The 20494-nt window shown below is 58.6% G+C and carries 14 protein-coding genes and 2 pseudogenes; 10 read left to right on the forward strand and 6 right to left on the reverse strand.

Annotated features, from left to right (window positions below):
• Positions 1-36: 36 nt before the first annotated feature.
• The 3 genes from MLD24_RS21665 to MLD24_RS21670 form a co-directional block, all read right to left on the reverse strand.
• A complete protein-coding gene (locus MLD24_RS21665; RefSeq protein WP_248166491.1) occupies positions 37-756 on the reverse strand; it encodes a PQQ-binding-like beta-propeller repeat protein in 720 nt (239 codons plus the stop codon).
• A gap of 105 nt (positions 757-861) precedes the next feature.
• Positions 862-1404, reverse strand: coding sequence for a hypothetical protein (locus tag MLD24_RS09785; RefSeq protein ID WP_248166492.1), 543 nt, complete (start codon positions 1402-1404; stop codon positions 862-864).
• Between the two features lie 18 nt (positions 1405-1422).
• A complete protein-coding gene (locus MLD24_RS21670; protein ID WP_248166493.1) occupies positions 1423-2793 on the reverse strand; it encodes an outer membrane protein assembly factor BamB family protein in 1371 nt (456 codons plus the stop codon).
• Positions 2794-3206: 413 nt separating this feature from the next.
• Between MLD24_RS21670 and MLD24_RS09795 the strand changes: the two genes are divergently transcribed.
• On the forward strand, positions 3207-3458 hold the full coding sequence (locus MLD24_RS09795; protein WP_248166494.1) for a hypothetical protein: 252 nt from the start codon (positions 3207-3209) through the stop codon (positions 3456-3458).
• Between the two features lie 106 nt (positions 3459-3564).
• Here the strand turns inward: MLD24_RS09795 and fdxA are convergent, their stop codons facing one another.
• The 3 genes from fdxA to MLD24_RS09810 all read right to left on the reverse strand — a co-directional run bounded on the left by fdxA (position 3565) and on the right by MLD24_RS09810 (position 7959).
• Positions 3565-3888: a ferredoxin FdxA gene (fdxA, locus tag MLD24_RS09800; protein WP_227171925.1), complete on the reverse strand. Its 324-nt coding sequence runs from the start codon at positions 3886-3888 to the stop codon at positions 3565-3567.
• A 271-nt stretch (positions 3889-4159) separates the two neighbouring features.
• Positions 4160-6769 (reverse strand): DNA mismatch repair protein MutS, encoded by a 2610-nt coding sequence (gene mutS, locus MLD24_RS09805; protein WP_248166495.1) that lies wholly within the window; start codon positions 6767-6769, stop codon positions 4160-4162.
• A 137-nt stretch (positions 6770-6906) separates the two neighbouring features.
• Positions 6907-7959 carry an AraC family transcriptional regulator gene (locus MLD24_RS09810; protein ID WP_248166496.1) on the reverse strand — a complete coding sequence of 351 codons (1053 nt, stop codon included), beginning with the start codon at positions 7957-7959 and terminating at the stop codon, positions 6907-6909.
• A 201-nt stretch (positions 7960-8160) separates the two neighbouring features.
• Between MLD24_RS09810 and MLD24_RS09815 the strand changes: the two genes are divergently transcribed.
• The 9 genes and pseudogenes from MLD24_RS09815 to MLD24_RS21730 all read left to right on the forward strand — a co-directional run.
• Positions 8161-9750, forward strand: a complete 1590-nt coding sequence (locus MLD24_RS09815) for a fatty acyl-CoA synthetase (protein WP_248166497.1) — start codon at positions 8161-8163, stop codon at positions 9748-9750.
• Positions 9747-10484 carry an enoyl-CoA hydratase-related protein gene (locus tag MLD24_RS09820; protein WP_248166498.1) on the forward strand — a complete coding sequence of 246 codons (738 nt, stop codon included), beginning with the start codon at positions 9747-9749 and terminating at the stop codon, positions 10482-10484. Before MLD24_RS09815 ends, MLD24_RS09820 begins: the two co-directional genes overlap by 4 nt.
• Before the next feature lie 37 nt (positions 10485-10521).
• Positions 10522-11016 (forward strand): CinA family protein, encoded by a 495-nt coding sequence (locus MLD24_RS09825; protein ID WP_248166499.1) that lies wholly within the window; start codon positions 10522-10524, stop codon positions 11014-11016.
• A gap of 479 nt (positions 11017-11495) precedes the next feature.
• Positions 11496-12548, forward strand: a complete 1053-nt coding sequence (gene recA / locus MLD24_RS09830; RefSeq protein WP_248166563.1) for a recombinase RecA — start codon at positions 11496-11498, stop codon at positions 12546-12548.
• Between the two features lie 114 nt (positions 12549-12662).
• Positions 12663-13133 carry a flavodoxin family protein gene (locus tag MLD24_RS09835; RefSeq protein ID WP_248166500.1) on the forward strand — a complete coding sequence of 157 codons (471 nt, stop codon included), beginning with the start codon at positions 12663-12665 and terminating at the stop codon, positions 13131-13133.
• A 613-nt stretch (positions 13134-13746) separates the two neighbouring features.
• Positions 13747-14217 (forward strand): annotated as a pseudogene (locus tag MLD24_RS21725) (hypothetical protein); the annotation flags it as partial.
• A 306-nt stretch (positions 14218-14523) separates the two neighbouring features.
• The gene (locus MLD24_RS09840) at positions 14524-18723 is read left to right on the forward strand and encodes an autotransporter domain-containing protein (protein WP_248166501.1); all 4200 of its coding nucleotides are present in this window, start codon (positions 14524-14526) and stop codon (positions 18721-18723) included.
• A gap of 354 nt (positions 18724-19077) precedes the next feature.
• The gene (locus MLD24_RS09845; RefSeq protein ID WP_248166502.1) at positions 19078-20076 is read left to right on the forward strand and encodes a helix-turn-helix domain-containing protein; all 999 of its coding nucleotides are present in this window, start codon (positions 19078-19080) and stop codon (positions 20074-20076) included.
• 87 nt (positions 20077-20163) lie between these two features.
• A pseudogene (locus tag MLD24_RS21730) lies at positions 20164-20283 on the forward strand (ESPR domain-containing protein); the annotation flags it as partial.
• Positions 20284-20494 lie beyond the last annotated feature (211 nt).

The raw sequence follows: 20494 nt of genomic DNA on the forward strand, positions 1-20494 counted from the left end.
CCGGCGGAGGTGTTCTGGGGAGAATATTCCGGGGCACTACCAACGAGTGGTGCTGCACTTATTGTTTGACTTCAGGACAACAATCAAGTCTTCGCGAATCAAGTGATGGTCAGCACAGCTTTCATCCACCTGATAACTCCAGACCTCTGTTCCGGTTGATCGATCCAGCGCAACAATCTGATTTCTGTATGACCCAGCAACAAAAATGAAAGTATCACCAATGCATTCAAAACCGCTGTAATCTAACCTGTGAGAATTGTGCGTTACATACTTGTAGTCTTCATTCTCCCAAAGAATGTTGAGCTCTAAATTCATGCAGCTCAACGTTATTGGGCCTCTTCTTGCCTTTTTGTTGAATGCAACAATGGAATCGCTTGAAAGATATGCCGCGGAACGTGTTTCAACCTTTTTCCCATTATCTTTTACCAGCTCACTTCGAAATTCATTTCCCTTCACGGGAGAGGGTATTAGTTGAAAATCACCAATATCCTCCGGAGGGTATAAGTCATAGGAGAATAATTTATCCTTTGATATTAAGCTGTAAACATCCCCTCCTTTGATTTTATAGCTATCGTATCCACAGCTGACAGTGCCAGAACCATGAAGAACCCAAGAATGAAAGTTTCTGCCAACATCTGCTGCCATGTGGATGTGGGGTTTTGATTCAGGCAAAGAATAGATGTTTCCTGATTCTACAAGAACACTTCCGTCAAAATACAGAGTTCTAACTCTCTCAAAAAAATGAATTAGTTTCACGTTTTAGAATCCTAAATGATACAGCCATCCACGACATGAGAAACCGGGCAGATCTATTTTTGCCTAGGGTTCGTTATGGCCGCGTATTGGATTAATGCGTCGGGGTTAACCCTGCTCAGCTTCCATCGCCGCCTGAAGATCACCTTGATACTTAAGAAATAGCACCGGCAAATCGTAAATGGATACCGGCAAGATCTCATCACTTTGAGCCAGTAGCCAATCGATCAGGCGGCCATCTTCAAATATGCAAAGTTCTTCCATGCTTCCGTCTTGATACACTGTGAAAGCATCGTTATCACCACTTTCGCGCTGTACCACCTGCGTAACTGCATCCATGTTAGCCAACCAACCACACAGCAGGCGACATAAATGTCGTTTTTCGATGCCATCGTTTCCGCCAATTGAGTAATAGAACATTGTATGTCTATTGCCCTCAAACGTTATGGTTGTAGACATCAGACCATCAGGAAATGCTTCTTCCAGGCGCTCAGCTAATGCCAGAGCTTCTGGCAAGCGATCAGAAAACGCCGTTGATAGCTCACCCAATGATTGTTTACCATCGCGCCACGCTCTGATGAAGTGTTTGCAAGCAACTGCAGACTCCAAATCCATAAAGGTGACGCGAAAGGCTAAGTTCATCTCACTCATTAAAGCATCGCTCCCGTTTTAGTCCAGCCACTCACATTCAGCCCGAACGGCGCGAATGCCGGCATTGAAATAGCTATCTTTAGCTGCACGCTCAACTTGATAAGCTAACCGCTCCAAATCTTTATCATTACGATTATCCACAGGAATACCGGCCAGTTTGATTTTAATCAGGCCATTAAAGTCTTCATTGCGATTGGGGTTTTCATCCGGGCCTTTGCCATATTCACCCACAATATCGAGAGCGGCAACACCTGCGTGCCGATAGAGGAGATCTAAATCATCGCCGCACACCGTCACGTCATAATATTCAGAGTCATCCGGCTCTTTCACACATTGCACGTCTATTGCAGGTTTTTCTTCATATTCCAGAGTCGGCTCCATCTGCCCCAGAAGCTCAGCTTTGCTGACCACTAATAAAGCATCTTTCGGTTTAGACGCACAATTTAATGAGATATAAAATGTCTCATCAAGCAAGGTCGGCACATCCAATGGGTTAAACTGATATGGTTCTGGTACTGCCAATAACTGATGAGCCAGGGTGTCGCCGGTTTTGTTGTATACGCGAATAGTAGGGTCATAGGTGGTAAAGACATATAGGTATTCACCATCAAACACCACATTTGAGGCAAAGCCCTCTTCCGGCAGCGAAATTCGGTTGATCTCTTTGCCGGTCAGAGGATCCAGTAGGCGCAGTGTTTTCTTTCCTATAACAACAATCAAGTCTTCGCGAATCAAGTGATGGTCAGCACAGCTTTCATCCACCTGATAACTCCAGACTTCTATTCCGGTTGATCGATTCAACGCAACAATTTGATTGCTTCGCGTTCCAGCAACAAAGATAAAGGTGTTGCCGATGCATTTAAATCCGCTGTAGTCTAACCTGCTAGGGCTGTGCATTACATACTTGTAGTCTTCGTTCTCCCAAAGAACATTGAATTCTAAGTCCATGCAGCTCAACGTTACTGGGCTTCTCCTTGACTTTTTGTTGAATACTACAATCGAATCGTTTGAAATGTATGCGGAGACATTTGTTTCAACTTTCTCTCCATTATCTTTTACCAACTCCTTTCGAAATTCATTTCCCTTTACGGGAGAGGGTATTAGTCGAAAGTCATCAATATCCCTCGGAGGGTATAAGTCATAGGAGAATAATCTATCCTTTGATTTTAAACTATAAACATCCCCTCCTTTGATTTTATAGCTATCGTATCCGCAGCTGACTGTGCCAGAACCATGGAGAACCCAAGAATGAAAGTTTCTGCCAACATCTGCTGCCATGTAGATGTGGGGTTTTGATTCAGGCAAAGAATAGATATTTCCTGATTCTACAAGAGCGCTTCCGTCAAAACACAGGGTTTCAACCCTCTCAAAAAAAAGTATTAGTTTCACGTTATAAAATCCTAAATGATACAGCCATCCACGACATGAGAAACCGGGCAGATCTATTTTTGCCAAGGGCTAGTTATGGCCGCGTGTTCGCGAAAAGCGTGACAGATCTATTTTTCCAGAGGCTTGTTATGGCTACAAGCCTAAAAGTCCACAATATCGGACGAATTTGAACTATTTGGGGGGTCTGTATAAGGTTTCTGGACGAAGACCGGGACATTTTTTTTGAAAGCGAAAAACTGTCGTCTTGGTGTTGGAGAAAGTGCTCTATCAAAACTGGAGGATGGACAAGTGGTGAGCCCTCAGGCCTTGGAGCCACTACGCATCGTGCAACGCCAGTGACTGGTAGGTAAACTTTCTGGATAATTTTCAGATTCTCGCTGTCGCCTTCATCCAACTGGGAGTGCAAAACGATAATGAAAGATTATTCGGTTCTGGGGTTTTATGACGATTCCGGACAAACCTTCTGTCATCACGTTCAAGCTGAGACTGCACAGGCTGCATTAAAATGTGTTGCTGTTGAGTACCCGGACGCCTGTTTTGTGGCTGTTTTGGATGGTCATGTCAGCGAGGGGCAAGGTATAACGTTTCCGGACTACGAGTTGGTTACGTCTTACAGCGTTCTCGAACAAGCTGAAACCTATAAAGGAAACGGTGTTCTGCTGTAGCGGGGGATTCGTAGTAGGCGATTCAAAGAAAAAGGGGTCAGAACCGTGGTTCTGACCCCTTTTTCTTTTCTGTATTGCTGGCTGGCTTCAAGCCGCCTGCAAGCCCTTATCGCTCCAGGTATTGCAGCTTGTTGGGCTTGCCGTCCCACTCTGCGGCGTCTGGCAGCGGGTCTTTCTTCTCGGTGATGTTGTCCCACTTGGCGGCCAGATCGGCGTTGATTTCCACGAACTGGACCTGATCTTCCGGCAGCTCGTCTTCAGAGAAGATGGCTTCGGCGGGACACTCAGGCTCGCAGAGGGCACAGTCGATGCATTCGTCCGGGTCAATGACCAGGAAGTTCGGACCTTCGTAAAAGCAGTCCACCGGACATACTTCAACGCAGTCAGTGTATTTGCACTTGATGCAGTTATCAGTAACGACAAACGCCATAGTCGGTTCCCTGGTTCGGTGGTCTATCTCATCAGACTGGAGGTCTGCCATCTCCCGGTCAACGTTGGGTAACCGAAGCTGCCACTGGGGCCGGGGAGGGTGACTCCATTATTTGCGAGCCCGTGGTTCGCGCCGGCAGGCCGTTGAGGCTTGGCCGGGTGGAGAAAGCGCAGTGATCACTGCGCCAGGGCTCTTTTAATTGCGCGATATTGTAGGGAGCGTCCCGCGCTGTCGCAAGCGTCGGGACGCTATAAGTATATGCGCAGGTGGCCTAAATCAACTTTTTGAGCTCATAAAGCTGGTTCAGGGCCTCGCGGGGGGTCAGGTTGTCCAGATCCAGTGCGGCCAGGAGTTGTTCGGCCTCGCTGGGTTCCAGGCTGGCGAACATGTCGCCCTGCACGATGCTTTTAGCTGTTTCCACCGGCGCTTTGGGTGCTGCTGCCGGCGCGGGTTCGGCTACGGGCGCTGGGGAGGCGCTGCCCTCCAGTTGTCTGAGCTGGTCCTTGGCGTTGCTGATGACGCCCTGGGGCACGCCGGCCAGCTTGGCCACCTGAAGGCCATAGCTCTGGCTGGCGGGGCCGTCGTGGACGTTGTGCAGGAATACGATGCTGTCGTCGTGCTCCGTGGCGGTGAGGTGGACGTTGACGGCGTGCTCCAGCTGGTCGGCCAACTGTGTCAGCTCGAAATAGTGGGTGGCAAACAGGGTGTAGCAGCGAATGTCCTGGGCCAGGTGGCTGGCGGTCGCCCAGGCCAGTGACAGGCCGTCAAAGGTGCTGGTGCCGCGGCCGACTTCGTCCATCAGCACCAGGCTGTGTTCGGTGGCGTTGTGGAGAATGTTGGCGGTTTCGGTCATTTCCACCATGAAGGTGGAACGGCCGCCGGCAATGTCGTCGGAGGAGCCCATGCGGGTGAAGATGCGATCCACCGGGCCCAGCACCGCCCGGTTGGCGGGTACGAAACTGCCGGTGTAGGCCAGCAGGGCGATCAACGCTGCTTGGCGCATGTAGGTGGACTTACCGCCCATGTTGGGGCCGGTGATCACCAGCATGCGGCGCTTGGTGTCCATCAGCAGGTTATTGGGTACGTAGGGCTCGCTCAGCAGTTGCTCCACCACCGGGTGGCGGCCGTCTTCCACGTCGAAGCCGGGGTCGTTGCGGAACTCCGGTGCGCAGAAGCGCAGGCTGGTGGCCCGCTCGGCGAAGTTGGCCAGTACGTCGAGTTCGGCCAGCGCCTGGGCGGTGTCCTGCAGCTTGGCAAGGTTGTCCGCCAGGGTTTCCAGCAGTTGATCGTACAGTGCCTTTTCCCGGGCCAGGGCACGGCTTTTGGCGCTCAGGGCCTTGTCTTCAAACTCTTTCAGTTCCGGGGTGATGAAGCGCTCGGCGTTCTTCAGGGTCTGGCGGCGGATGTAGTCCACCGGCGCCTGGTCCGACTGCGCCCGGCTGATCTCGATGTAGTAGCCGTGGACCCGGTTATAGCCCACCTTCAGGGTGCTGATGCCGGTGCGTTCGCGTTCCCGGGTTTCCACATCCAGCAGGAACTGGCCGGCGTTCTCGCTGATGTTGCGCAGCTCGTCGAGCTCTTCGTCGAAGCCCTCGCGGATCACCCCACCGTCACGGATCACCACCGGCGGGTTATCGATCACCGCCCGTTCCAGCAGATCGGCCAGTTCCGGGTACTCGCTGATGATGGTGGCCAGCTTGACCACATGGTCGGAGTTGACCGGTTGCAGCGCCTGTTGCAGCGCCGGCAGGGCCTGAAAGGCATCCCGCAGCCGGGCCAGGTCGCGGGGGCGGGCGGAACGCAGGGCCACCCGGGCGAGGATGCGCTCCATATCGCCTACCGCCTTCAGGCTTTCGTGGACCGGCTCGTAATGGAAGCCGTCCAGCAGCGCGGCGACGGCGTGTTGCCGTTGCTCCACGGTGTGTACGTCCCGCAGCGGGCGATTGAGCCAGCGTCGTAGCTGGCGGCCGCCCATGGCGGTAGCGGTGCGGTCCATCACCCAGGCCAGAGTGTGCTGGCTGCCGCCCATCAGGTTGGTGTCGATTTCCAGGTTGCGGCGACTGGTGGCGTCGAGGATGACCGCCTCGTCACGGGTCTCCCGGGTCAGCTTGCGGATGTGGGGCAGGGCGGTGCGCTGGGTTTCGCGGGCGTACTGCAGCAGGCAGCCGGCGGCGCAGATGGCCAGTTGCAGGTCTTCGCAGCCAAACCCGGTGAGGTCTTTTACTTGCAGCTGCTGGGTCAGTACCCGCAGGGCGCTGTCGGCCTCAAACAGCCACGGGCCCTGGCGGCGGATGCCGTTGAAGCCTTCCAGTACTTCATCGTAGGGGAAGTCTTCACTGATCAGGATCTCCGCCGGTTGCAGCCGTTGCAGCTCGCCGCGGAGTTCTTCCAGGTCGTCCAGCTCGGCGATGGCGAAGCGGCCGCTGGAGATGTCCAGGGTGGCAAAGCCGAACCGCTCCTTGTAGCTGTAGATGGCGGTGAGCAGGTTGTCGCGGCGGTCTTCCAGGAAGGCGTCGTCGCTCAGGGTGCCCGGGGTTACCACCCGCACCACCTTGCGCTCGACCGGGCCCTTGCTGGTGGCCGGGTCGCCAATCTGCTCACAGATGGCGATGGACTGGCCGGTACGCACCAGGCGGGCGATGTAGTTCTCGGCCGCGTGGTAGGGAATACCGGCCATGGGAATCGGCTGGCCGCCGGACTGTCCGCGGGCGGTCAGGGTGATGTCGAGGATATCGGCGGCTTTTTTGGCGTCGTCGTAGAACAGCTCATAGAAATCCCCCATGCGATAGAACACCAGCTCATTGGGGTGTTCCCCTTTGATCTTTAGGTATTGCTGCATCATCGGGGTGTGCTTGGGAAGGTCTTTCTGGGCTGCTGACATGGAGGTATCCGGACGCAATGTATGTTGTGGTGCCTGCTCCTGAACCGAGGCGATGGGATGCGACGGTCAAGGCTCCGCGGATTGTAAGAAAATTGCGGCCGGGATGAAACGAGCAGGGGGCTTCACCGTTTTACCCGTCAACCGTTCTCGACGGTTCGAACGCCCTGTCGCCAGCGGGCCGGGGACTGGCCGGTCCAGCGCTTGAAGGCGCGACAGAACGCCGCGGCTTCGGTGAAGCCGGTCTGCAGCGCGATGTCCTGCACGCTGAGATGCTCGTTGGCCAGCAGCTTCTGGGCGAAGTCCCGTCGCAGACCTTCCTTGATCTGCCGCAGGGACGTGCCTTCTTCCCGTAGCCGTCGACGCAGGGTGCGTGGTGCCATCAGTAGCTGGTCGCTGAGGCTCTCCAGACTGGGCAGGTGCTCGAAATCGTAACGCTGAAGCAGGGCCTGGAGCCGGGTGTGGAGGCGATTGTCCCGGTGCGGCCGGTGCAGGATCACCGCCGGGCAATCGACCAGGAACGCCTGCAACTCGGCACTGGTGCGCACGATTGGCAGTTGCAGACAGCGCCGGTGCAGTACGAAGCCGCAGCGGGGCTGATCAAACCTCAGTTCGCCGGGATACATGCTGTGGTATTCCGCGGCGTGGGGTGGCGCCGGGTAGGCGAGCCGAGTGCCGGCGATGGGAATCTGCTGGCCCACCAGCCAGCTGGCGAAACGTTGCCACATCAGCAGGATGAATTCCTGCAGGAAGTGGTGGCGATCTTCGCCGCGATGGCGCAGGTGCAGCCGGTAGAACAGCTGCGAGCCGGTCCCGGGATCGTCCTGGCCGATGTCCAGGTCATCGCCGATGGCGGAATAGAACCGCGCCGACTGGTGCAGCATGCCGCCGAGGGTGCTGGCGCTCTGGGCCAGTTCTGCCATCAGCGAGAAGGCTCCCCGTTTGCAGCGGTTTGACGCCAGCCCCATGAACTCATCCCCGGTGGAGCGCCACACCGCCTTGATCAGATCGCTCAGCTGGCGCTCGGTGACCGGGTGGCCGGGTTGATCAAGCCAGTCTTCCGGAATATGGGCCTGCGTCAGCAGCTCAGAGGCCGAAACACCCTGTGCCAGGGCGCCACTGATACTGGCGCGAAGGTAGTGGTTGGCAATGTGAGCCCTGCTGGATTGGGGGCTGTATGGCAGTGATGTCATGGTTGGTGGTCCTGGTTCTGTGCCTGGCCAGATCCGGCGTTATCTGTCGCCAGTGTGGTCTGGCTGGCCGGTTTGATCAATAAAAACGACCGCCGCTGTCATTCAAACCCTGTTCAACTCCCTCTTTAATGAGTCTATTGCGTTCCTGACGCCAGCTCTCTGGCTGGCGCTTCCGATGACAACAACAAATTGAGGCAAGCAATGAACCAGCCCACGTCCACTGAAGCCCTGATCCAGGGCGCCACCCGCAACACCATTGGCGATGCCCTGGAACGGATCGTCCAGACCTGTCCGGACCGGCCGGCGCTGGCATTCCAGTCCCGCAGCTGGAGCTATCTGGCCCTCAACCGGGCCGTTAACCGTGTCGCCAACCGGCTGTTGGCCGCCGGCCTGGTGAAAGGTGACCGCGTCGCGGCCTATGGCAAGAACTCAGACGCCTATCTGATCCTGTGGCTGGCTTGCACCCGGGCCGGGCTGATTCATGTGCCAGTGAACTTTTCGCTGACCCGGCGTGAGCTGACCTATGTGCTGCAGCAGTCTGGTGCTGCCGCGGTGTTCTTCGATGGTGTGCTGGAAGCGCAGTTGGAGGCGGCCTGTGATCGCCAGTCGCTGCGCGTGCTGGGAAGCCTCCATGGCGACGCCGCCGATCTGGATGTGCTGGCGGTGGCCGGCGCCGGGGTTGATGACGAAGGTAATGACGAGGCGCCGGCAGTGGACCTGAGCGACACCGATGTGGTGCAGATCCTGTACACCTCCGGCACCACATCTGACCCCAAAGGGGCGATGCATACCCATCGCTCGCTGATGGCGGAGTACACCAGTTGCCTTCACCACCTGGACATCGAGGCCGGGGATCGCAGCCTGGCGGCGCTGCCGCTATACCACTCGGCGCAGATGCACGTCTTTGCCATGCCCTCGCTATTGGTGGGAGCGTTCAGCCGTGTACTGGACACGCCAACGCCGGAGATCATCCTGCGCTTGCTCAAGGATGAGCGGCTGAACAGCTTCTTTGCCCCGCCCACGGTGTGGATCTCACTGCTGCGGCACGAGCAGTTTGTGGAGGCGGAGTTGCAGCATCTGCAGAAGCTGTACTATGGCGCCTCAATCATGCCGGAGCCGATTGTGCGGGAGCTGGCGGAACGGTTGCCGGCGTCCGGGCTGTACAACTGTTACGGCCAAAGCGAGATTGCGCCCCTGGCGACGGTATTGCGGCCGGAGGAACACCGCGAGCGTCCGGCGTCCTGTGGCCGTCCGGTAATCCATGTGATGACCCGTATCGTCAATCCGGCCACCGGAGAGGACTGCGGACCGGGCGAGCAGGGGGAACTGGTCCATCGCTCGCCGCAGCTGATGGTGGGGTACTGGGACAAGCCGGAAGAGACCGCGGAGGCCTTTGCCGGCGGCTGGTTCCATTCCGGCGACCTGGGTTACCGGGATGAACAGGGCTTTATCTGGATCGTTGACCGGATCAAGGACATCGTCAATACCGGCGGGGTGCTGGTGGCGAGCCGGGACGTGGAGGAAGTGCTCTACACCCATCCGGATGTCGATGAGGTGGCGGTGATCGGCGTGCCGGACGCTAAGTGGATTGAGGCCATTGCCGCCATTGTGGTGCTCCGGCCCGGTGTGGAATCGGACGCCGACGCCCTGATCGAGCATGCCCGCGGTCATCTGGCGCCGTTCAAGGTGCCCAAGTCGGTCCACTTTGTGACCGGACTGCCCAAGAACACCTCCGGCAAACTGCTCAAGCGCGCCCTTCGCGATCAGTATGCCGGGAGCCAGCAGCCATGACCGCCATTGAATACCATCGGGCCGAGGGTGTGGGGGTGCTGCGGCTGAACCGCCCGGATCGCCGGAATGCCCTGGATGTGGCCAGTTACCGGGCGCTGACGGCGTACCTGCACCAGGCCGCGGACGATGACGACGTGGCGGTGCTGGTACTGACCGGCGTGGGCCAGGGGTTCTGTGCCGGTAACGACCTGGATGATTTTGTTCGCCATCCGATCAGGGATGACCAGCACCCGGCCTATCGCTTTATGTACGCCCTGGCGGCGTTTCCCAAGCCGGTGGTTGCGGCGGTCGAAGGCGCTGCGGTGGGCATCGGCTGCACCCTGTTGCTGCATTGTGACCTGCTCTATGCCGGTGAGGGGGCAAGCTTCCAGATGCCTTTTGTACAGCTCGGTTTGTGTCCCGAATTCGCGGCGACGGCATTGCTGCCAGCTCTGGTTGGCCTGCCGAAAGCCGGCGAGTGGTTGTTGCAGGGGCGCGCGTTTGATGCCAGGGAAGCACTGGCCGCCGGTCTGCTCAACGATGTGGTCGACAAGGGCGACGCTTTTGCGACGGCGATGGCATCGGCGCAGCAACTGGCGGCCTCCCCCCGGGAAGCGCTGCTGGCCACCAAGGCGCTGCTGCGGCGACCGGCGCGGGCGACGTTCGATTCCGCCATGGCAGAGGAGCTGACCGCTCTGGTGCGTTGCCAGCAGAGCCGGGCGTTTCAGGCCCGGTTGGCAGCGCTGGTCGGATAACGCATGATGTGGCCATCCAGGTACTCAGGAGGTGGCTATGACCGCAACCGACCAACAGCTCTGGCTGGCCGGGGAAACCCTCGCCGGTGTGCTGGAACATCAGGGACTCACAATCACCACCGCGGAGAGCTGCACCGGCGGCTGGGTTGCCAAGGTGCTGACGGACCGCCCCGGGTCCTCGGTGTACCTCCACAGTGGTCTGGTCACCTACAGCAATGATGCCAAACAGCGTCTGCTGGGGGTGACCTCGGACAGTCTGGCGGCGCACGGTGCCGTCAGCGAGCCGGTCGTTCGGGAAATGGTGGCCGGCGCCCTGAAGGTCACCGGAACTGATCTGGCGGTGGCCACCAGCGGGGTGGCCGGCCCGGGTGGTGGCTCGGTGCAGAAGCCGGTCGGCACGGTCTGGTTTGCCTGGGGGACCCGGGACGATATCCGTACCGCCCGATGCTGGTTTGATGGCGACCGCGAGGCGGTTCGCCGCCAGTCGGTGTTGTATGTATTGCAGTCAGTGACTGAATTTTTGCAAGGTTAAGGAGCCTCTGATTAACGCCGGATCACCTCTGGCCTTCAGAGCGGTTCACACTCAAGACGCGGCTTTGCAGACAGGCTGGTTGCCTTTCAAAAAGTCGCAACGCCGAGTGTGGATCGCTCTGAAGGCCCCGAAGGGCGCGCTCTGAGGGCTGCATCTGCGGCGTTGCGACCCTTGCCAAGGACGACGGCCATTGGCCGCGAGCCGCGCCTTGCAGCTACAGCCCTCAGATCGCGCAGAGGCGATTCGGCGTTAATCAGAGGCTCCTTGATCAAACACCTCGGGAAAGACAGCTTGCATCGGAAAGTAGCGGGGGTTGGTCTGGATTCCGGGGTGTGTTTTAATACTGTGCAAATATACAGGTTTGGCGCTGGGTCGATGTTCGGTCCGGATCGATGCTCGATCTCGCTCGACGTAGAGAGCACTCAGGGCGCCTGCCGCTGTTATCGTTTGGTCACCAGTTCAAAGAGGGCATGGCAACAATGGAAGACAACCGCAAGAAAGCACTGGGTGCGGCGCTGAGTCAGATTGAGCGCCAGTTCGGCAAGGGCGCTGTAATGAAAATGGGCGACCAGCCGCGGGAAGCGATCCCGGCGGTGTCCACCGGTTCCCTGGGGCTGGACGTGGCGCTGGGCATTGGCGGCCTGCCTTATGGCCGGATTGTGGAAATCTACGGTCCGGAAAGCTCCGGTAAGACCACGCTGACCCTGCAGGTGATTGCCGAGGCCCAGAAGCAGGGCAAGACCTGTGCATTTGTGGATGCCGAGCACGCCCTTGATCCGGTCTACGCCGAGAAACTGGGTGTCAACGTTGACGAGCTGCTGGTGTCCCAGCCTGATACCGGTGAGCAGGCGCTGGAAATCGCCGACATGCTGGTACGCTCCAACGCGGTGGATGTGATCATTGTCGACTCAGTTGCGGCGCTGACGCCGAAAGCGGAGATCGAGGGTGAGATGGGGGATTCCCACGTTGGTCTGCAGGCCCGTCTGATGTCCCAGGCACTGCGTAAGCTTACCGGCAGCGTCAAGAACGCCAACTGTCTGATGGTGTTCATCAACCAGATCCGGATGAAGATTGGCGTCATGTTCGGTTCGCCGGAAACCACCACCGGCGGTAATGCACTCAAGTTCTACTCGTCGGTCCGTCTCGACATTCGTCGTATCGGCTCGGTGAAAGATGGCGACGAAGTGGTCGGCAACGAAACCCGGGTCAAGGTGGTCAAGAACAAGGTGTCACCGCCGTTCCGTCAGGCTGAGTTCCAGATCATGTACGGCAAGGGCATTTACCACATGGCCGAAGTGCTGGACATGGGGGTGAAGGAAGGCTTTGTTGACAAGTCCGGGGCCTGGTACGCCTACAATGGCGACAAGATCGGCCAGGGCAAGGCCAATGCCTGCAAGTTCCTGGAAGAGAACCTGGAGATGGCCCACGAGATCGAAGCCAAGGTTCGTGACAAGCTGATGCCCAAACCGGTCCCGAAAGAGAAAGAGGCTGCCGCCGAGGCACCCACCGAGACTAACGGCGAGCTGCTGTAAATCAGGCCGTGTTGATTTGACGCCGATTTAGCGGATACGACGTACGGGCCAATGCCGGCAAGGGCATCGGCCCGTACGTCGTTTCACGCCACATTCAACCAGCAGGAGTCGCTCATGTCCGAGCGCAAGCGTTTGTTGATTGTTGCCCATGCCCCATCCCCCAACACCCAGGCCCTGCGCGATGCGGCGGCCGACGGCGCCCGTCACCCCGATCTCGAGGCCGTGGAGGTTACGGTCAAACCCCCGCTGGAGGCTGGCCCGGACGACGTGCTGGCCTGCGATGCCATTCTGCTAGGCACCACTGAAAACCTGGGTTACATGAGTGGCGCTCTGAAAGACTTCTTTGACCGCAGCTACTACCCCTGCCTGGAACAGACCCAGGGCCTGCCCTTTGCCTTCTATATCCGCGCTGGCCATGACGGCACCGGTACTCACAGAGCAATAGAGAGCATTACTACCGGCTTGAAATGGCGTCTAGTTCAAGAGCCTCTAATCTGTCGCGGGGAATTTCAGGCGGCGTTTGTTGACCAATGTGAGAAGCTGGGGTTGTCGATGGCGGCCAGTCTGGAGGCGGGAATTATCTGAGGTGACCCGTCCAGTAGAAAGCTAAGCCCACTGGGCTATCGTCCAGGGTCAGTTCGCGGAACAAATCCTGGCTGTGGTCGACGTACTTGGGCTCGGCGATCGGCGTGGGCTCCACAGGAACATAGTGCCACTTGAAAACTGAAAGCCTCGCGTGGCTGGTAATCCTCTCCATCGCTTGTCGCGTCCGGATCGCCGTTGATCGACCGCAGCAGCGAGTAATCCGCCTGGCAACTGCCTTGTTGCGGAAATCCGATAGTCGGCCCTCAGACGTCTCTCCATAATCAGGCCCAAGAACGGGAGCATGCCGTTCGGTAACAAAAACCGAGTTCCTGATATGGATGCCTGAAATGGAAATCGCAGTACTCATCCCGCACTTTAGACCCGATGGCGTTTTTTTGCGTAGCGTTTTACCTGCAGCGGATGTGGGGGCTCTATGAATTGCCGATACCTCCTCCGTTATAACGCTAGCCTTGGCCTGTGGCAGGTTGCCGCTGAAATCTCGAGATTGCGGGGGCGATCAGGTGGTCGCGTTACTCACCCTGGCGGAGCACCGAATCGTCGGTCGGGAGTGGGGCTCCGGCACTTATTAGCGCTGGCCCTGGCAGTATCCCCAATGCCCACATTTGCCCAGAGTGTCGAGTCCACCGGGAATCTGGACAGTGGGGTTTTTAGTGGTGCGTGGACGTACAGCCCAGTTAGCTCCGTATCTCCAATCTGGGACGTCCCTGGGGATTCGTTCCATCTCGGCCGACAGAGCGACGCAACCCTGGACATACTGGATGGGGGAAAGGTTACCAGCGACTATACAACGCTAGGGACTGGGGCTGGCGTTGATGGTTCTGCGACTGTCTCTGGAGCAGGCTCTACCTGGGATGTGTTGAGTTGGATGGTCATCGGAAGTGCCGGAAGCGGAGTGATTCATCTTCGTAATGGTGGTGTCCTTAATAGTGTGGGAACCGTCGCTCTTGGAGAGCGGGCCGGTGGTACTGGCACTGTCAATGTGGAAGGGGCTTCTGCCTGGAATCTAGACGGAAATCTCTATGTGGGCCTCCGGGGCTCGGGTGTCCTGAATATCTCAAACGGTGGGAAAGTCAATATCGGTCGCATCGGCATTGTGGGAGCGGGGCAGAGGGTGCCAGGACCTGATCCTGATCATAGTGGCTCAGGAACTGTTAACCTGTCTGGTCCCTTTTCCGTGTTGACGGCGGGTGGCAGTCCCGGTAGCCCGTCTAATGACGGGCTATATATTGGAAGTGTAGTGGAGGGTACGTCGGGTACTTTTAATGTCCAGGATGGTGCTCAAGTTGTCACTACCAATACTTTCGTTGGGCGTGGCGAAGTGGGTATTGTCAATCTGGACCAAGGGGGCAGTTGGACGAACTCAGCCAATATGTTTATTGGCGATGGAGGCAATGGCACTGTCACCGCTGACGGCGCTTCTGAAATCAGCAATGTCATTGGCCGCGTGGGCGTCCAGACAGGGAGTCAGGGCACGGTTAACCTGCTCAATGGCTCCAGTTGGGTAAACTCGGACGATCTGCACTTGGGGTTGGGAGGAACCGCCACTCTCAATGTCAGTGGCGGCAGTGAAGTCCATAGCCGCCATGGCAGCCTTGGTTACTACGACAGTGGTGAAGGCGTTGCCACCCTGACCGGGGGCAGTCGCTGGGAGCTTGAGGGAAGTCTGCTTGTCGGGAATGCCGGTACGGGTACCCTCAACATTGGCGGCTACGACCGAACGGGAACCGCCGGCGAGCTTGTTGCAACCAGCATCGCGACGGGCAGCGGCAGCGGTACCATTAACTTTAACCAGACAAACACGGCTCAGCTATCCGCTCCCATCGCCGGCAACCTTGAGCTCAACCAGCGCGGCAACGGCACCACGACCCTGATCGGGAACAACAGCTACAACGGTGGCACGACGGTGTCATCGGGTACGCTGCAAATTGGTAATGGGGGTACATCCGGAAGTCTCACGGGCGCTGTGGTCAATAACAGCTCACTGGTATTCAACCGGTCAGATGACTCCAGTTTCGATGGCATGATCAGCGGAACGGGCACACTGACGAAAGAGGGGGGAGGCTCCCTGACGCTCAGTGGCAATAATACTGTTTCCGGGAATACCACGGTCAATGACGGCACCTTGCTCGTTGAAGGGGCGCTTGGTAACTCTAACATCCAGATAAACAGTGGCAGCCGTCTTGGCGGGTCGGGTACCGTTGGCAACACCGAGATTCAGGATGGCGGCACCCTGGTTCCCGGGAGTTCTCTCGGTCAGTTGACGATAGCCGGGAACCTGTTCCTGGCCCCGAATGCGGCATTTAGCGTTGAACTGGGGGACCCTTCAGGAACGGCCGGGGTTGATAGCGACCTGATTGACGTCAGCGGCAACCTGACATTGGATGGCACGCTTGACGTGGCGGATGCGGGCGGTTTTGGTCCGGGCCTTTACCGGCTGATCAATTACGCCGGAGTGCTCACGGATAATGGGCTTGAAGTAGGCGCAAGCCCTCGGGGGTACATCTCCAATGATGTTGAGGTGCAGACCAGCACATCGGGACAGGTAAATGTGTTGGTGTCTTCTCCCTCTGTTTCCGCACTCACCTTCTGGAACGGCTCGGCCTTAAGCGCCACCGGTTCTGTTGAGGGTGGGGATGGTATCTGGGACCTGAACCGCGCCAACTGGACCGACCCTGCGGGGGCGACGGCAGGTGTATACGACCTCGCAGGACTTCTGGTGTTCTCTGGTGACAGTGGCAGGGTGACCGTGGACAACAGTGAGGGTCAGGTGACTCTGGACGCGAGTGCCGGTCTGCAGTTTGCTGCGGATGGGTACCGGCTAGAGGGAGATTCGCTTGAGCTGGTGGCCGCAGACACCACCCTTCGGGTCGGGGATGGAACCTCAGCCGGCGCGAATTATAGTGTGACCCTGGCCAACGATCTGACAGGGTCTGGAGGCTTTGCCAAGACAGACCTGGGGGAGCTGGTGCTGACCGGAGACAGCTCTCTGGGCAGCCTTGCTTCCGTCCGGCAGGGTACCATCAGCATCAGGGATGGTGGTCGCCTGTCCAGCAATGCTGAAGGCCGTGTTGGCTATGCCAGTGACGAGGAGGGGAGTGTCACCGTTACCGGTCTGGGGTCCGCCTGGATCAGCGCGGGGGATCTGCGGTTGGGTTCTGAGGGGGAAGGAAGCCTGCAGGTTCTGGACGGGGCAACCGTCAGTAATCAGACAGGGCTGGTCGGCCACATGGATGGGGCGACTGGCCAAGTGCTTGTGTCCGGAGACGGCAGCCAATGGGAGAACAAAGGCTGGCTTCACATCGGGGTTGAGGGCGATGGTGAGCTCACCATCAGTGACGGTGCCCAGGTGATCAATACCGTTGCGCACGTCGGCCAGGGTAGTCTCGGCACGGGTGTCGTGACCGTGACGGACACCGGCACAACCTGGAATAACTCCGATGACCTCTATGTCGGCAGTTGGGGCGAGGGAACGCTCACCATTGAAAGTGGTGCGACCGTCAGCAGCCGCAATGGCCGTCTCGGCTACTTTTCGACGGGTGATGGAACGGCCACGGTGACCGGTGGTGGCCGCTGGATCAACCAGGGCAACCTGATCCTTGGCAATGACTCCATCGGCACCCTGAACATAGGTAACGCGGACCTGAGCGATACCGCCGGACAAGTGACGGCCAGTGAATTGGTCACTGGTAATAATGGCAGCGGCACGGTTAACTTCAACCAGACCGACGATATCACCTTCAGCATACCCATCGCCGGGAATATCTCGGTCAATCAGCTTGGTGCTGGCACTACCATGCTTTCTGGCACTAGCACCTACTCGGGCGATACCACCATTACCGATGGTACCTTGCTGGTCAATGGTGCAATTGCTAACTCACAGATCATTCTCAATGGGGGAGCGCTTGGCGGTAGCGGTATGATCGGTGGTGTTACCGTAAACGGCGGTACTGTAGCCCCGGGCAATTCCATCGGCACGCTCGCAGTAGCCGGAGACTGGACCCTGGGAGCAGGTGCCACCTATCAGGTGGAATTGATCGGTGGAGGCACCACGGCAGGCACTCATAACGATCTGGTGGACGTAACGGGCATCGCCACCATTGAGGACGGCGCGCTGGTTCATGTGACACCGGAGAACGGTACCGACAATGGCTCGACCAACTATGCCGACGGCGCCCGCTACATCGTGCTTCAGGCTGCTGGTGGCTTGACCGTCAACGGCAACCAGGCCGTGACCGATGACTACGCTTATCTGGAATTCAGTACTGACCATGACGGTGATGCCTACTATCTGGTCAGTAGCCTGCAACCTGTAACTCCGACACCTGATCCAGACCCTGATCCGGTGCCAGATCCGGACCCTGATCCAGAACCAGAACCAGAACCAGAACCAGAGCCAGAGCCGGAACCTGATCCAGAACCCGAGCCCGAACCGGAACCGGAACCGGAGCCCGAGCCTGAACCAGAGCCGGAGCCGGAGCCGGAGCCTGAACCGGAACCCGAGCCCGAAACGCCCATTGAGAGCTTCGCGCTGGCGGGTATGAGCCACAACCAGACGGTAACGGCGGATGCGGCCTTCACCCTGGGCGCCGGGCATGGGGTGTATGACCGGGTGCTGAACATGAGCGAGGCCCAGGCTTTTGCTGCCATGAGCCGGCTGTCCGGAGAAATCCACACCGGCAGCCGCAGCCACCAGATCAGCGGTGCCGAGCAGGTGCGCCATGCCGCCCTGCAGCGGATGAACGGGGCACAGGCCCCGTCCCGGGGCCTGTGGTTCTCGGTCCTGGGGCAGAACCGTGAGCTGGACGGCAACGGCCACGCCGACCTGGACAGCGAGGATTACGGCCTGCTAATCGGCGTGGATGGCCAACTGGGCAATGGCTGGCGCCTGGGCCTGTTCGGTGGTGGCAGCACCGGTGAGGTGAGCCTGGGCGGCCAGGATGCCACCAGCGACAACGAAACCCTCTACCTGGGGGCCTACGCCAGCCAGAACTGGAACGCGCTCCGGCTGAACCTGGGCCTGGGCTATGGCCGGGGCGCGGTTGATACCGAGCGCCGCCAGGTGATGGGCCAGACCCTGCGTGCCGACTACGATGTCAGCAGCCTGCTGGCGTTCTCGGAGCTGGGGTACCGGGTGGGCTTTCAGAGCTACTGGCTGGAACCCTATGGCGGCGTGTCCTGGGTGTCGCTGAGCAACGACAGCGCGCAGGAGCAGGGCGGCAGTGCGGCCTTGCGGATCGACAGCCAGGACAGCGATACCGGTTTCAGCACCCTGGGCCTGCGTGGTGGCACCGACGTTGCCGTGGGCGAGAGCCGGGTCAACCTCCATGGCGCGGCGGGCTGGAAGTACGCCTTTGGCGATCGCCAGCCGGACAGTCGCCAGGCCTTTGTGGACGGCGGCAGCCGCTTCACCATCCAGGGCGCACCCCTGGCTCGCCATACCGCGGAGCTGGAACTGGGGGCATCGGTAGAGGTATCGCCCGCCGCCACCCTGGGAGTGAGCTACCAGGGCGAGTTTGCCGGTGACGTGGACAGCCAGAGCGTGAACCTGGACTGGACGCTGCGGTTCTGAGGCTCGTCTGATGCCTCGCCGTCGACCAAACCTATCGCAGGATTGGCTCGTGTCGGCACCCATTGTCAAATGGTGCTGACACGCCGTTCGGCTTCCATTGCTTTATGTATTTGAGTTGTCGAAGCTCGTGTTTCGGGAACATGTAAGAACGTCCTCGTTTCATGGGCTCTATCCGTTGCACCAAATCCATAGAATTGATCGGAAATCATACAGGCAGCCCGAAAATCATAAAAAGCCCGAAAATCATAAAAAAGCCCGCTTGAGACTCGCAGGGCCCGCCAATAATCTACATAAACTCAATGACAACAACACGCTCTGCTTGATGCGCGCATTACCCGGCGAAGATGTTTCATCATGGCAACAGACAGGCAACCGAGTTCCCACCTTGTGGGCGACGCCTCCGCACAGGCCGACGCCCAGCCCTGGCTGGACCTGGAGGTGCATCAGCTCAGCGCGGGCGACTATCGGGGCCAGTGCACCTCCCTGACCCTGGACGGCATGCACCTGGTGCATGAACAGCAGAACCAGCTGGTCCATAAAAGCGGGGTCACCCGGGGCAACCTGTGCGCCATCTCCATCGCCAGAACCATGACCCCGGGGATGCGTTTTTCCCATTTTTTAAGTCCGCAGGACTCCTGGCTCTATTTCCTTCCCGGCGATGCCGAACTCGATCTCAATGTGGCCGGCGGCAGTGACACTTTTTACCTGTGCCTGGACCAGGATCGACTGCTTGCCGACATGCACACCCTCAGCGGACGGGACTGGTCCGAGGTGACCGGTGCTCCCCAGGCCTTCAGCAGCGCAGACACCGAAAGGGTGGCGCGGGCCTTCAGTCGCGTACTTCACGGCCCGGCTGTGGACGGTCCGGCCCTGTCGGCCAACGGTATTGACATGTTGCGGGACAGTGTCTTGCTGGCACTCAATGGGGCGACAGAGCTTGGTACCGGCGGCAGTCGCCCTCTTCGCTCTGGCTGGCGAACCCAGCGGCTGGTGTCCACCGCGAGGGAATTCATGGATGCCTGCCTTCAGGTCGGCAGGGTGCCAAGTGTTGCCGACCTCTGTGCGGTAACGGGTGTGTCGGAGCGAACGCTCCAGTACGCCTTTCGCAGCGCCATGCAGCTCACCCCAGTGGCCTACCTGCGAACCCTTCGCCTTAACCGGGTCCGGGCAGACCTGCTTTCGGCGACCCCTGCGCAGACCAGCGTCACCCGCAGTGCCATGCACTGGGGCTTTGTACACCTGGGTGAGTTCGCCAGGGACTACCAGCGCCTGTTCGGCGAACGGCCCTCGCACACCCTGGCCCGGCGCGGTACCGGGGCGGCAAGCCGGGCGTTGTTTGCGGAAATCCGATAGTCCCCCCGTCACAGCCCCTTCATACTCGTTGCCAAAAAAGGCTGACGCCGGATTGTCGGCCAACACACCTTGCAGAGAGCAGTAACCATGAATCATGCCTATCGCGTCGTCTGGAACGAAGCACTCAACGTCTGGATGGCGGTTGCCGAGATCAGCCGCCGCAAGGGTAAAAGCAAAGCCTCTGTGCTGCTCAGCGGCCTGCTACTGGGGGCATCGCCCGCCGGCGCGGTGGATGAAACCTTTACCGCGGCGTCCGGGAACTGGTCGGATGGTGGCAACTGGGCGGACGGCTCGGCACCGGTTTCCGCAACGGACCTGCAGCTGAGTTTCGATACTAACTACGGATCAAGCTCGACTCATAATCTCGGCGATCTGACCGTAAACAGACTAAACTTTTCCACCCTTTATACGAGTAGCC

Source organism: Marinobacter xestospongiae (genome assembly GCF_023156385.1).
Lineage (GTDB): Bacteria > Pseudomonadota > Gammaproteobacteria > Pseudomonadales > Oleiphilaceae > Marinobacter > Marinobacter xestospongiae.